We start from the raw sequence: 13,090 nt of genomic DNA, 5'->3' as shown, positions 1-13,090 counted from the left end.
GCAGCTACTGCGAGCCGTGCGGGCTGAACGCACGAAAACAGCTTCCTGGCGATCACTGCTTTTTCGCCTGCGATTAACCGTTCCGGGACCACCGTGGCCCTGCGCCGGCATTCCGCCGCCGCATGTCCTTTGTCCACTGGATCGCGATCATGAAAAACCAGCAGAACCGTCATCCCGGCAAGGAACCGCAGGGCCGCAACCCGCAGCAGCAGCAACAGCAACAGCAGATGGACCCGCAGCAGCCGCACAAGGGCGGCAAGCAGCAGGAACAGCGCTCGCAGAAACATCCACAGCAGCGTTGACTGTTGCCATGACCGGGGTCAGAGCCCGCTGCGCGGGATCCGACCCCTTGCCGAATCCCGACCGGGGTCGGATCCCGCAACGCGGGCTCTGACCCCGATCGCAACCGCGTCAATCCGGAATCGGCAAGCTCAGCGTTTCCTTCACTTCTTCCATCACGATGTAGCTTTTCGACTCGCGCACGTGCGGCAGTGTCAGCAACGTGCTGCCGAGCAGCTTGCGGTAGGAGGCCATTTCGCTGATCCGCGCTTTCAGCAGGTAATCGAAGTCGCCCGACACCAGATGGCACTCCAGCACGTTGGGCAGCTTCAGGGCCGCGCGCCGGAACTCCTCGAAAATGTCGCCGGACTTGTAGGCCAGGCTGATTTCCACGAACACCAGCAGGCTGGCCTTCACTGCGGCCGGGTCGAGGTGGGCGTGGTAGCCGGTGATCACCCCTTCGCGCTCCAACCGGCGCACGCGCTCCGTGCACGGCGTGGTCGACAGGCCGACCCGCTCGCCCAGTTCGGTGAAGGAAATACGGCCCTCGGCCTGCAGGATGCGCAGGATCTTGCGGTCGATCTTGTCCAGTTCGCGGGTACGGGTGGCCATGGTCGTCAACCTTGGGGAATGAATTGCAGGAGAACATCCTGCCGGTTGATTTCAAAACAGGCAAATCAACTGGGAATGGCTGTCTATACTTCCCCAATTATGGTCCCTGTGCGCTCCAGTGCAGGGAATGATCGGGTTGGAGAAGTCCCATGCGAGTCCTAGTTCTCGGCAGCGGCGTGATCGGTACCACCAGTGCCTGGTACCTGCGACAGGCCGGGTTTGAAGTCACGGTCATCGACCGCCAACCCGGCCCGGCGCTCGAAACCAGCTTCGCCAATGCCGGCCAGCTGTCGTTCGGCTACACCTCGCCGTGGGCGGCCCCGGGCGTGCCGAAGAAGGCCATCGGCTGGCTGTTCGAGAAGCACGCGCCGCTGGCGATCAAACCGGGCATGGACCTGGCCCAGTACCGCTGGCTGTGGCAGATGCTGCGCAACTGCACCCACGAGCGTTACGCGATCAACAAGGCGCGCATGGTGCGCATGTCCGAGTACAGCCGCGACTGCCTGAACGAGCTGCGCGCGCAGATCGGCATCGAATTCGAAGGCCGCGACCTGGGCACCACCCAGCTGTTCCGCACCCAGCAGCAGCTGGATGCCTCGGCGCAGGACATCGAGATCCTGGCCCAGTACGGCGTGCCGTACGAGGTGCTGGACCGCGCCGGCATCATCCAGGCCGAACCGGCGCTGGCGCATGTCGATGGCCTGGTCGGCGCGCTGCGCCTGCCGCGTGACCAGACCGGCGACTGCCAGCTGTTCACCCGTCGCCTGGCGCAGATGTGCGTGGATGCCGGTGTCGAGTTCCGCTTCGACCAGGACATCACCGGCCTGGAGTTCGATGGCGACCGCATCACCGGCGTGCGCATCGACGGCAAGCTGGAAACCGCCGACCGCTTCGTGGTCGCGCTCGGCAGCTATTCGCCGGCGCTGGTCGCACCGCTGGGCATGCGCCTGCCGGTGTACCCGCTGAAGGGCTATTCGCTGACCCTGCCGATCACCGACCCGGCGATGGCGCCGACCTCGACCATCCTCGACGAGAGCTACAAGGTGGCGGTCACCCGCTTCGACGACCGCATTCGCGTCGGTGGCATGGCCGAAGTGGCCGGCTTCGACCTGTCGCTGTCGCAGCGCCGCCGCGAGACCCTGGAGCTGGTGGTCAGCGACCTCTACCCGAAGGGCGGCGACCTGTCGCGCGCGCAGTTCTGGACCGGCCTGCGCCCGGCCACGCCGGACGGTACGCCGGTGATCGGCGCCACGCCGTTCCGCAACCTGTACCTCAACACCGGCCACGGCACCCTGGGCTGGACCATGGCCTGCGGCTCGGGCCGCTACCTGGCTGACCTGATGAGCGCGCGCCAGCCGCAGATCAGCACCGAAGGCCTGGATATTTTCCGCTACGGCCAGTACGGTCACGCGCCGCAACAAGAGAACCGCACATGCGTCCTGCCCGCGCGCTGATCGATCTGGGCGCCCTGCGCAGCAATTACCGGCTCGCCCGTGAACTGGGCGGTGGCAAGGCCTTGGCGATCATCAAGGCCGATGCCTATGGGCATGGCGCGGTGCGCTGTGCGCAGGCGCTGGAAGGCGAGGCCGATGGCTTCGGCGTGGCCACCATCGAAGAGGCGCTGGAACTGCGCCAGGCCGGCATCCATGCGCCGATCCTGCTGCTGGAAGGCATCTTCGAACCCAGCGACATGGCGTTGGTGGCCGAGCATGATTTCTGGTTCGCCGTGGGTTCGCCGTGGCAGCTGGAGGCCGTCGCCGCCTTCGACAGCCCGCGCCCGTTGACGGTGTGGCTGAAGCTGGACAGCGGCATGCATCGCCTCGGCCTGGACGTGGACAGCTTCCGCGCGGCGCACGCGCGCCTGTCAGCGCTGCCGCAGGTCGAGCGCATCGTGCTGATGACCCACCTGGCGCGCGCCGACGAGCTGGACAGCGAACGCACCCACGAGCAGGCGGCGACCTTCGCGCGCGCCATCGACGGCCTGCACGGCGAGACCAGCGTGTGCAATTCGCCGGCGCTGCTGGGCTGGCCGGACGTGCGCAGCGACTGGGTGCGCCCGGGCCTGATGCTGTATGGCGCAAACCCGCTGCCGGACGACACCACGCTGACCGAGCGCCTGCGCCCGGTGATGACGATGCAGTCGAAAGTGATCGCCGAACGCTGGATCGAAGCGGGTGAGCCGGTGGGTTATGGCGCGCGCTTCGTGGCCAAGGCGCGCACCCGCGTGGGTGTGGTTGCACTGGGCTATGCCGACGGTTATCCGCAGTTCGCCCCGAATGGCACGCCGGTATTGATCGATGGCCAGCCCGGCGCACTGATCGGGCGCGTGTCGATGGACATGCTGACGGTGGACCTGACGGCGCATCCGCAGGCCGCGGTGGGCAGCGTGGTGGAACTGTGGGGCAGTGCGCCGACGTTGGCGGAACTGGCGCCGCGCTGCGGCGTGAGCGCGTACCAGCTGCCGTGCGCGGTCAAGCGCGTGGCGAAGGTATACGTGTAGCGCCGAGCCCACGCTCGGCTTCGGTGGCGGGCGACCTCGGTCGGCGCCCTGTAATGCGTGTCGACCAGGGTCGACACCTACCGGGGGGCCTGGCGCGCAGCGGTTGCCATGCGCGGCTTCGGTGGCGGGCGACCTTGGTCGGCGCCATGAATGCGTGTCGACCAAGGTCGACACCTGCCGGGGGGCCTAGCGCGCAGCGGTGGCTTGGCTGGCGAGCTGGCGCTTCACCCAGTCATCAATCAGGCGCTTCTCGTAGCGCAGCGGATCGCTGTTGGTCAGCAACCCACTGCCCTGCAGGTAGCCGGAGTCGCTCAGGCGGGCGTCGCCTTCGCTCACAATACGGCCGTCGGCGTCCTTCAACGTGTAGTGCAGGGTGATGCGGGGCGGGTAGATATCGCGCATCACGCGGATGTCGCGCGCACGCGGGCCGTGCCACGGCTCGTAGTCACCGGCACGCTTGATGTCCACCAGGGTGACATCGAGGGTCTGCCCAGGCTGCAGCGGCTTGGCAGCGGTGGTCTGCAGGTAGCGGGCCAGCTGCTGTACCCAGTCACCGCGTTCGGCCTCGAAGCGGTTGGTGCTCTGGCGGATCTCGGTGAACGTGGCCGGATCCTCCCATTTCACGCTGACCGGGCCATTGGCCTGCAACGCACGCGGCGCGTCCGTACCGGTTACGTTGCGCGCTGCAGCGTTGGCGCCGCTCACCACCAGGGCGCCTGCCAGCAGGGCAATCACGAGTGCGCGTTTCATGACGGTCTCCTGCGTCCCCGCGCTGGGGACGATGTTGATCACGGATCGAGTGTGATCCTGTGGCCGGGTCACTGCAATGGCCGGCTGCGGCGTATGCAAGGGGGGTTACCGCCAATTCATCGTCGTCAACCCTGACTGACGGCGCTTGACGCTGTGAATACGCTCTCTGGAACATGCTGTGTCTCCAATCCGGCCCGTCCAGACGCCCTTGTCCACACTGCCGCCCCTAGTGGAGCGCCCACCGATGATGGTGCCGGCGCCCGAACCCGACCTGCATCATGGCGTGCTTGAGCGCATCAACGCCGGTTTCTGCGTGATCCAGGTGCTGTTCGAAGGCGACCGCGCGGTGGACTATCGTTTCATCGAGGTCAACGACGCCTTCGAGCGCCATACCGGCCTGAAGGACGCACGCGGTCAGCGCATGAGTGCGTTGGAACCGAACCACGAGGAAGACTGGTTCCGCATCTACGGTGAAGTGGCCCGCAGTGGTCGCCCCGCCCAGTTCGAGATGGAAGCGCGCGCCTTGGGCCGCTCGTTCGCGGTTGATGCGGTGCGCGTTGGTCGTCCGGGCGAAGACAAGGTCGGCATCCTGTTCTTCGACATCACCGCGCGCAAGCAGATGGAAGTGGAGCTGGGCGAAAGCGAAGCCCGCTTCAGCGCACTGGCCGATGGCCTGCCGATGCCGGTATGGGTGCTCGACGAGCGCGGCCACGCCCGCTTCGTCAACAGCGCCTTCAGCGAGTTTTTCGGTGGCGACGAAACGCGCGTTCCGGAAGATGTCTGGCGCGGCCTGGTACATCCAGATGATGCGTCCGTATTCGAGTACGAGCTGCAGGAAGCACTGAAGGCGCAGCGTTCGATGCATGCGCTGGTACGTGCGCGGCGCGCCGACGGCCAGTGGCGCTGGCTGGAGATGAACGCGCGCCCGCGCTTCTCGCGCATGGGCCGCTTCATCGGCCTGGCTGGCAGCAGCCCGGACGTGACCGAGCGCCGCGAGATCGAACTGGCACGCGAGGAACTGCTGCAGTCCGAACGCGCCGCGCGCAGCGCCGCCGAGAACATGGCGCGGCTGAAGGACGAGTTCCTGGCCACGCTGTCGCACGAGCTGCGCACGCCGCTGACCACCATCCTCGGTTGGAGCGAGCTGCTGCTGCAGCGCGTGGACAACACCAGCCCGCTGTACAAGGGCCTGAACGTGATCGCCAACAGCGCCGGTGCGCAGAAGCGGCTGATCTCGGACATGCTCGACCTCAGCAGCATGCTGCTGGGCAAGGTACAGCTGGAGGTGGAAGTGCTGGACCTGCGCACGCTGCTTGGCGAAGCCATCGGCGCGCAGGAACTGGTGGCCGAAGGCAAGGCGCTGGACGTGCACCTGCAGCTGCCCGAGCAGCCCAGCCTGGTATTGGGCGATGCCACGCGCCTGCAGCAGGTGTTCTGGAACCTGCTCTCGAATGCGATCAAGTTCACCCCGGCCGAGGGCCGCATCGACGTTCAGCTGCAGGCCGACGGCACCCACTGGGTGATTACGGTGCGCGATACCGGCGATGGCATCGCACCGGAGTTCCTCAACCACCTGTTCAGCCGCTTCCGCCAGGCCGATGGCACCACCACGCGCCGCCATGGCGGCCTCGGCCTGGGCCTGGCGATCGTGCAGCAGCTGGTCGAACTGCACGGCGGCACCGTCGCCGCCGCCAGCGAAGGCCATGGCCACGGCGCCACGTTCACCGTGCGCCTGCCCCAGCACCTGCCGGATGCCGAGCGCCGGCCGCTGCGCGAAGTCATCAGCGGGCCGATCCTGGAGCCGGTGATCGTCGAACCGTATCCGCTGCGGGGCATGCATGTGCTGGCGGTGGAAGACCAGCCGGAGGTGCTGGAGTACCTGCGGCGCATGCTGGAAGAGCAGGGCGCCAGCGTGTCGGCGGCCAGCTCGGCCGGCGAGGCACTGGCACTGCTGGCCGACACCGGCCATCTGCAGTACCACGTGATGCTGACCGACATCGGCATGCCGGGCATGGATGGCTATGGGCTGGTGCGCACGCTGCGCGAGGACATGGGCGTGGACGCGGCAACCTTGCCTGCGGTGGCGGTGACTGCACTGGCGCGTGCCGATGACCGCCGCCGCGCGCTGGCGTCGGGCTTCCAGGAGCATGTCGCCAAGCCGTACTCGGTGGCGCAGCTGGTGGCTGCCGTACGCAAGGTGCAGGTGCCGCGCGCGGACAGCGCGCTGCACTGAACATTCACGGCCGATCGGCGACCCTGCAATCAGGAGGTCGCCGATGTCCCGTATAGCTCCACGTATCCACACCGATCCGGCGCAGATCGCGCGCCTGGAAGCCCTGCTGCCGCAGCTGGATGGCGAAACGCAGGTGGAACTGATTCTGCACGATGGCCGCCGCCTGCTCGGCACGGTGGCCGTGAGGCCAACCGTGCAGCAATACCGCAACGTCGCTGGTGATGAAGGCAGCAACGGCCAGCTGCGCCTGGATGACTACGACACGCCGGTGCAGCAGCACCATGTGTGGCTGGATGAAATCGCCAGCATCCGCAGGTTGCCGCCGAGGGTTTGACGGCAACCTGCCGGGCCCATCCCCGCTTGGCGTGGATCTACCAGAGGTTGCAGTAGAGCCACGCCATGCGTGGCTGCTGCGCTCAGTGCTCGAACAGAGTCGGCGTCGCCTCGAACCGGCGTGCATACGCCCGCTCCTCCGCAACCCTCGCCACCTCGTCATCGGCCAGGTCCGGCGCGCCATACACCGCATAGGCCACGCTGCCGTCGGCACCATGACCGACCTGGTGCAGCCGGTAGCGCGAGTGGCCGCCGCCGGTGTCCTCGGGGTAATGCACGGGCGGATGGCTGCCTTCCAGGTCCATTTCACTGTTGTCGACCACGCCACCGACGAACAAGGCTCGCATGCAGGTTCTCCTGGGTTTCCGGGGAGCCTCTACCCTGAACGTTCCAATGTTGCTGGCAGATCAAGGCCCCGTTCGGGTTTCGCAAAGCGGCTGCCGGGGCCGACCCGGTCAAGCCGGTACAATGGACGGCCCTCACGCTTGAAGTACCCGCGCCGATGGCCTCCAGCGACGACGCCCCCCTGCAGACCCTGTTCCTGCCGTTCTCCCAAGGCGCCCTGCGCTGGCCGGAAGGCCCCGTGGCTTTCCTGCGGGCCCGCGACGGCTGGCCGCTGCGCGAAGTGGCCGGCAACCGCGAGGTGCATTGCGAGCAGAGCTTCGCCCCGTTCGCGCAGCCGCTGCAGCAGGCCGCCGGCTGGACCGTCAGCGGCCAGCTGGATGATGTGGCCGGCAAGGGCCGCTACCCGCTGGTGCTGGTGCTGCCGCCGCGCCAGCGTGAAGAAGCCCGCGCGCTGTTCGCCCGCGCGCTGGCGCTGGTCGCCGACGGCGGCCGCATCGTTGCCTGCCAGTCCAACAACGAAGGCGCACGCTCGGGCGAGGGTGACCTCAAGCAGCTGACCGGCCTCGGCGGCAGCCTGACCAAGAACCACTGCCGCGTGTACTGGACCGCGCCGATGCAGGGCCAGCACGACGCTGACCTGGCCAAGCGCTGGTCGGCACTGGATGCGGTGCGGCCTATCGTCGGCGGCCGTTTCCTCAGCCGCCCGGGCGTGTTCGCCTGGGATCGCATCGACCCGGCGTCGGCGCTGTTGGCCGAACACCTGCCGGCCGACCTGGCCGGGCGTGCCGCCGACCTCGGCGCGGGTTACGGCTACCTTTCGCGCGAGCTGCTGGAACGCTGCCCGAAGATCACCGCGCTGGACCTGTACGAAGCCGAGCAGCGCGCGCTGGCACTGGCCGAACTCAATCTGGCGCCGCCGCCGCGCCCGCTGCCGCTGCGCTTCCTGTGGCAGGACGTCACCGCGGGTATCGAACCGGCCTACGACGTCATCATCAGCAACCCGCCGTTCCACACGCCGTCGCGCGCCGATCGCCCGGACATCGGCCAGCGCTTCATCGCCGTGGCCGCGCAGGCGCTGCGCCCGGGCGGACGCCTGTACGTGGTGGCCAACCGCCACCTGCCGTACGAGTACACGCTCAACGAGAGCTTTGGCGCGGTGCGCGTGATCGCCGAGCGTGATGGCTTCAAGCTGGTGGAAGCGGTGAAGGGGAAGGGCAAGTGAAGCTGGTCAAGCTCATCGCCAACCTGGGCTATGGCAGCCGCAAGCAGGTGCAGTGGATGTTCCGCGAAGGCCGCGTCACCGACGCCGACGGCGAGGTGCTGTATGCCGACGACCAGGTGCCGCACGAGGCGATCCGTGTCGACGGCGAGCCGCTGGACCCGCCGGTGGGCCTGTCGATCGCGCTGCACAAGCCGGCCGGCTACACCTGCTCGACCAAGGACACCGGCCGCCTGATCTACGATCTGCTGCCGCCGCGCTTCCGCGATCGCGATCCGGTGCTGTCCACGGTGGGCCGCCTCGACCGCGAGACCAGTGGCCTGCTGCTGCTGACCGACGATGGCGGCCTGCTGCACCGGATCATCTCGCCGAAGTCGAAGCTGCCGAAAGTCTATGAGGTCGAGTTGAGCGACGACCTGCGCGGCGACGAGGTAGCGTTGTTCGCCAGCGGGACGCTGATGCTGGAGTCCGAGAAGACGCCCCTGCTGCCGGCTGAACTGGAAGTGCTGGATGCGCGCCGCGCGCGCCTGGTGCTGCACGAAGGCCGCTACCATCAGGTACGCCGCATGTTCGCCGCCACCGGCAACCACGTGCAGGCCCTGCACCGCAGCCGCGTCGGCGGGCTGGATCTGCAGGGGCTGGACGAAGGGCAATGGCGGCAGCTCACCTCCACCGACCTGGATACGCTGTTCGCTCCATGACCACCATCGCTGCGCTGCCGTTCCTCCCCGACGCCGTCATCTTCGACATGGACGGCCTGATGATCGACAGCGAGCGGGTTTCGCTGGCCTGCTGGAGCCAGGCCGCCGAAGAGTTCGGACTGGGCCTGGACGAGGCGGTGTTCCTGCGCATGGTCGGCCTCGGTGACCGTGACACGCACGCGCTGCTGCGTGCGCAGGGCATCGAGGACAGCGTGATCGAGGCGGTGGCCGCGCGCTGCCACGACCTGTATGAAGCACGCACGCAGACCGGCCTGCCGTTGCGGCCGGGAATCCTGGAGTTGCTGCAACTGCTGAAGGCGCATGCGGTACCGCGTGCGGTGGCAACCACCACGCGGCAGCCGCGTGCCAACCGCAAGCTGGCTGCGGCCGGCCTGCTGCCGTACTTCGATGCGGTGATCACCAGTGGCGACGTCGCGCGGCCGAAGCCGGCGCCGGATATCTACCTGCTGGCCGCGCAGCGGCTGGGCCAGGCGCCGGAACGCTGCCTGGCGCTGGAAGACTCACCGGCCGGTACGCGTGCGGCGCTGGCGGCCGGCATGACCGTGATCCAGGTGCCTGACCTGGTGCATCCGGATGAAGAGTTGCGTGCCCTGGGCCACCGCATCGTTGGATCGCTGGTGGACGCGCACGCGCTGCTGCTGCCGTTGTTGCCGAGGTAACCGGTAGGTGCCGACCGTTGGTCGGCAGACCCCAATGCCCCGGTGGGTGCCAACCTTGGTTGGCACTCTTTACTGCCCTGGTGGGTGCCGACCGTTGGTCGGCACACCTGCCCCATCACACTCGCCCGAACACCAGCGCGGCGTTGGTGCCACCGAAGCCGAAGCTGTTGGACATCACCGTATCCAGCTTCTGCTCGCGGCTTTCGCGCAGGATCGGGAAGCTCTCCACCTTCGGGTCCAGCTCGCCGATGTTGGCCGAACCGGCAACGAAGCCATCGCGCATCATCAGCAGGCAGTAGATCGCCTCGTGCACGCTGGCCGCACCGAGCGAATGGCCGGACAGCGCCTTGGTCGAGGACAGCGGCGGCACCGCATCGCCGAACACTTCGCGGATCGCATTGAGCTCGGTGACGTCGCCCAGCGGCGTGGAGGTGCCGTGGGTATTGAGGTAGTCCAGCGGGCGATCGACGCCCTGCAGCGCCATCTTCATGCAGCGCACCGCGCCTTCGCCGGACGGAGCGACCATGTCGGCGCCGTCGGAGGTCACGCCATAGCCGATCAGTTCGGCGTGGATGTGCGCGCCGCGCGCAACGGCGTGGTCGTAGTCCTCCAGCACCAGCATGCCGCCACCACCGGCGATGACGAAGCCGTCGCGGTCCTTGTCGTACGGACGCGAGGCGCTGGCCGGGGTTTCGTTGAAGCTGGTCGACAGCGCGCCCATCGCATCGAACATCACGCTCATCGACCAGTGCAGGTCTTCACCGCCACCGGCGAACATGATGTCCTGCGCGCCATGGCGGATCATGTCCGCGGCCGCGCCGATGCAGTGCGCCGAGGTCGCGCAGGCGGCCGACAGCGAATAGCTGACGCCCTTGATCTGGTAGGCCGTGGCCAGGCAGGCCGAGACCGTCGAGCACATCGTGCGCGGCACCATGTACGGGCCGACCTTGCGCACGCCACGTTCGCGCAGCAGGTCGACCGCGCCGATCTGCCATTCGCTGGAGCCGCCACCGGAACCGGCGATCAGGCCGGTGCGCAGGCTGCTGACCTGCTCGGCGCTGAGCCCGGCATCGGCGATGGCATCGCGCATGGCCAGATAGGCGAAGGCTGCCGCATCGCTCATGAAGCGCTTCTGCTTGCGGTCGATCAGCGCCTCCAGATCGAGGTCGACACGACCGCCGACCTGGCTGCGCAGGCCCGCTTCGGCGTGGTCGGCCAGGGCGGTGATGCCCGAGCGCCCTTCGCGCAGCGCGGCCGAAACGGTATCCAGATCATTGCCGAGGCAGGACGTGATGCCCATGCCGGTGATGACGACGCGACGCATCAGAAGCTCCCGGTTTCGGTGAACAGGCCGACGCGCAGGTCGCGCGCGCTGTAGATTTCGCGGTCATCCACGTACATGCGGGCGTCCGACTGGGCCATCACCAGCTTGCGGTTGATGACGCGGCTGATGTCGATCTCGTAACGCACCAGCTTGGCTTCCGGCAGCACCTGGCCGGTGAACTTCACTTCGCCACAGCCCAGCGCGCGGCCCTTGCCGGGGGCGCCCAGCCAGGTCAGGAAGAAGCCGGTCAGCTGCCACATGGCGTCCAGGCCCAGGCAGCCGGGCATCACCGGGTCGCCGATGAAATGGCAGCCGAAGAACCACAGGTCCGGGCGGATATCCAGTTCGGCGCGTACCATGCCTTTGCCATGCGGTCCGCCGTCCTCGCGGATGTCGGTGATGCGGTCGAACATCAGCATCGGGTCGTTGGGCAGACGGCCGGCAGCGGTGCCGAACAGTTCACCGCGTGCGCTGGCCAGCAGCTGTTCGCGGTTGAACGCGTGGAGACGGGTCATGAAGCACAATCCTGGAAGCGAAGAACAGGGAAACAAGCGCCCGAGAATGCCCGTGGAAACTGCGCCGATCAAACATTTCAACCGTACGCAACCGTAGTGTTTTCAAGGGAATACGCGCATCCTGTTGATGTGCAACGACCATACTTCGGCGTGTGGCCCACCCGGCCCGGCCCCGCCTTTCCCACCTGACATGACCCGACTGCGCAAGATCATCCACGTTGACATGGACGCGTTCTACGCGTCGGTGGAGCAGCGCGACGATCCGTCACTGCGCGGCAAGCCGGTGGTCGTGGCATGGCGTGGCGCCCGCTCGGTGGTGTGTGCGGCGTCCTACGAGGCGCGCGTGTTCGGCGTGCGTTCGGCGATGCCCGCCGTGCGTGCCGAGCGCCTGTGCCCGGACGCGATCTTCGTGCCGCCGGACTTCGCGCGTTACAAGGCGGTGTCACAGCAGGTACGCGCGATCTTCCTGCGCCATACCGACCTGGTCGAGCCGTTGTCGCTGGACGAGGCCTACCTGGACGTGACCGAGCCGAAGAGTGGCATCGAACTGGCCACCGACATCGCCCGCACCATCCGCGCGCAGATCCGCGAGGAAACGAACCTGACTGCTTCAGCCGGGATCGCGCCGAACAAGTTCCTGGCCAAGATCGCCTCGGACTGGCGCAAGCCCGACGGCCAGTTCGTGATTCCACCGCAGCGCGTGGATGCGTTCCTGGCGCCGCTGCCGGTGAACCGCGTGCCCGGCGTCGGCAAGGTCATGGAAGGCAAGCTGGCCGCGCGCGGCATCGTCAACTGCGGCGACCTGCGGCAGTGGGCCTTGATCGATCTGGAAGAGGCATTCGGCAGCTTCGGCCGCAGCCTGTACAACCGCGCACGTGGCATCGACGAGCGGCCGGTGGAACCGGACCAGCAGGTGCAGTCGATCTCCTCGGAGGACACCTTCGCCGAAGACCTGCTGCTGGAAGACCTGACCGAGGCGATCGTGCAGCTGGCAGGGAAGACCTGGAACGCCACGCGCAAGACCGAGCGCATCGGCCACACCGTGGTGCTGAAACTGAAGACCGCGCAGTTCCGCATCCTCACCCGCAGCTTCACCCCGGAGCGCCCGCCGGAATCGATGGAAGAGCTGCGCGACATCGCGCTGGCCCTGCGCGCCCGCGTCGACCTGCCGGCGGAGACGCGCTACCGCCTGGTCGGCGTCGGGCTGGGTGGCTTCCGCGAAAAGGAGCCGGTGGTGCAGGGGGAATTGTTCGAGCACGACATGATCAATCCCACAGATACCTAATCATCAAACAGTGGGGTCAGAGCCCGTTGCGCAGCAACGGGATCCGGCCCCGTGCCGACCAACGGTCGGCACCCACCAACAGCAGCAGGTTCCATCAGCAGCAGGAAACTGTCGAAGGCGGGGTGGGTCCGGTTGCGGGGGCGTGAGCCGCATGGGCCCGAGGCATGCCTCGGGCGGGTTGGGCAGGACGCCCAACCCCGGTCTTGCCGTGTGCGCAGGACAGCGCACACGAGCAAGCCGCGATCGAGCTTACATGGACGTACTTGCAGCGTCCCCCGCAACCGGACCCCCCCCGCCCACCCTCAGGAAACCAG

14 protein-coding genes are annotated in these 13,090 nt (G+C 67.5%); 9 read left to right on the top strand and 5 right to left on the bottom strand.

The window, feature by feature from the left end; translation table 11 throughout:
* Positions 1-122 precede the first annotated feature (122 nt).
* Positions 123-302, top strand: coding sequence for a hypothetical protein (locus AC5P9L_RS01015; protein ID WP_004140556.1), 180 nt, complete (start codon positions 123-125; stop codon positions 300-302).
* A 109-nt stretch (positions 303-411) separates the two neighbouring features.
* Here AC5P9L_RS01015 and AC5P9L_RS01010 read toward each other — a convergent pair whose 3' ends face one another.
* On the bottom strand, positions 412-891 hold the full coding sequence (locus AC5P9L_RS01010; protein ID WP_005407919.1) for an Lrp/AsnC ligand binding domain-containing protein: 480 nt from the start codon (positions 889-891) through the stop codon (positions 412-414).
* Positions 892-1,040: 149 nt separating this feature from the next.
* Between AC5P9L_RS01010 and AC5P9L_RS01005 the strand changes: the two genes are divergently transcribed.
* Together AC5P9L_RS01005 and alr are read left to right on the top strand one after the other, a co-directional pair.
* Positions 1,041-2,345, top strand: a complete 1,305-nt coding sequence (locus AC5P9L_RS01005; RefSeq protein ID WP_005412127.1) for a D-amino acid dehydrogenase — start codon at positions 1,041-1,043, stop codon at positions 2,343-2,345.
* Complete coding sequence (alr, locus tag AC5P9L_RS01000) at positions 2,324-3,391, top strand: alanine racemase (RefSeq protein WP_099524723.1); 1,068 nt, start codon at positions 2,324-2,326, stop codon at positions 3,389-3,391. Before AC5P9L_RS01005 ends, alr begins: the two co-directional genes overlap by 22 nt.
* A gap of 186 nt (positions 3,392-3,577) precedes the next feature.
* Here alr and AC5P9L_RS00995 read toward each other — a convergent pair whose 3' ends face one another.
* On the bottom strand, positions 3,578-4,141 hold the full coding sequence (locus AC5P9L_RS00995) for a DUF3016 domain-containing protein (RefSeq protein ID WP_024957101.1): 564 nt from the start codon (positions 4,139-4,141) through the stop codon (positions 3,578-3,580).
* Positions 4,142-4,385: 244 nt separating this feature from the next.
* Between AC5P9L_RS00995 and AC5P9L_RS00990 the strand changes: the two genes are divergently transcribed.
* Together AC5P9L_RS00990 and AC5P9L_RS00985 are read left to right on the top strand one after the other, a co-directional pair.
* The gene (locus tag AC5P9L_RS00990; RefSeq protein ID WP_005407923.1) at positions 4,386-6,374 is read left to right on the top strand and encodes a hybrid sensor histidine kinase/response regulator; all 1,989 of its coding nucleotides are present in this window, start codon (positions 4,386-4,388) and stop codon (positions 6,372-6,374) included.
* 43 nt (positions 6,375-6,417) lie between these two features.
* Positions 6,418-6,708, top strand: coding sequence for a DUF3247 family protein (locus tag AC5P9L_RS00985; RefSeq protein WP_024957100.1), 291 nt, complete (start codon positions 6,418-6,420; stop codon positions 6,706-6,708).
* An 82-nt stretch (positions 6,709-6,790) separates the two neighbouring features.
* On the opposite strand, the gene AC5P9L_RS00980 is transcribed toward AC5P9L_RS00985, so the two are convergent.
* Positions 6,791-7,054, bottom strand: coding sequence for a hypothetical protein (locus tag AC5P9L_RS00980; protein ID WP_005407925.1), 264 nt, complete (start codon positions 7,052-7,054; stop codon positions 6,791-6,793).
* Positions 7,055-7,209: 155 nt separating this feature from the next.
* Here AC5P9L_RS00980 and AC5P9L_RS00975 point away from each other — a divergent pair, with 155 nt between their 5' ends.
* The 3 genes from AC5P9L_RS00975 to AC5P9L_RS00965 are packed head-to-tail and all read left to right on the top strand — an operon-like array spanning position 7,210 to position 9,652.
* Complete coding sequence (locus tag AC5P9L_RS00975) at positions 7,210-8,274, top strand: class I SAM-dependent methyltransferase (protein ID WP_099524721.1); 1,065 nt, start codon at positions 7,210-7,212, stop codon at positions 8,272-8,274.
* Positions 8,271-8,972, top strand: coding sequence for a pseudouridine synthase (locus AC5P9L_RS00970; RefSeq protein ID WP_005407927.1), 702 nt, complete (start codon positions 8,271-8,273; stop codon positions 8,970-8,972). Before AC5P9L_RS00975 ends, AC5P9L_RS00970 begins: the two co-directional genes overlap by 4 nt.
* Positions 8,969-9,652: an HAD family hydrolase gene (locus AC5P9L_RS00965; RefSeq protein ID WP_049453936.1), complete on the top strand. Its 684-nt coding sequence runs from the start codon at positions 8,969-8,971 to the stop codon at positions 9,650-9,652. Before AC5P9L_RS00970 ends, AC5P9L_RS00965 begins: the two co-directional genes overlap by 4 nt.
* A gap of 115 nt (positions 9,653-9,767) precedes the next feature.
* On the opposite strand, the gene fabB is transcribed toward AC5P9L_RS00965, so the two are convergent.
* Positions 9,768-10,976, bottom strand: a complete 1,209-nt coding sequence (fabB, locus tag AC5P9L_RS00960; protein ID WP_012479031.1) for a beta-ketoacyl-ACP synthase I — start codon at positions 10,974-10,976, stop codon at positions 9,768-9,770.
* Positions 10,976-11,491, bottom strand: coding sequence for a 3-hydroxyacyl-[acyl-carrier-protein] dehydratase FabA (fabA, locus tag AC5P9L_RS00955; protein WP_005407930.1), 516 nt, complete (start codon positions 11,489-11,491; stop codon positions 10,976-10,978). The genes fabB and fabA overlap by 1 nt, the downstream gene beginning before the upstream one ends.
* A gap of 190 nt (positions 11,492-11,681) precedes the next feature.
* On the opposite strand from fabA, the gene dinB reads away from it, so the two are divergent.
* The gene (dinB, locus tag AC5P9L_RS00950; RefSeq protein WP_262101929.1) at positions 11,682-12,776 is read left to right on the top strand and encodes a DNA polymerase IV; all 1,095 of its coding nucleotides are present in this window, start codon (positions 11,682-11,684) and stop codon (positions 12,774-12,776) included.
* Positions 12,777-13,090 lie beyond the last annotated feature (314 nt).

It is taken from the genome of Stenotrophomonas sp. YJH_SMC_64 (assembly GCF_059371375.1).
The sequence above is the reverse complement of the archived record's forward strand: the minus strand, read 5'-3'. Positions and strand labels throughout refer to the sequence as shown.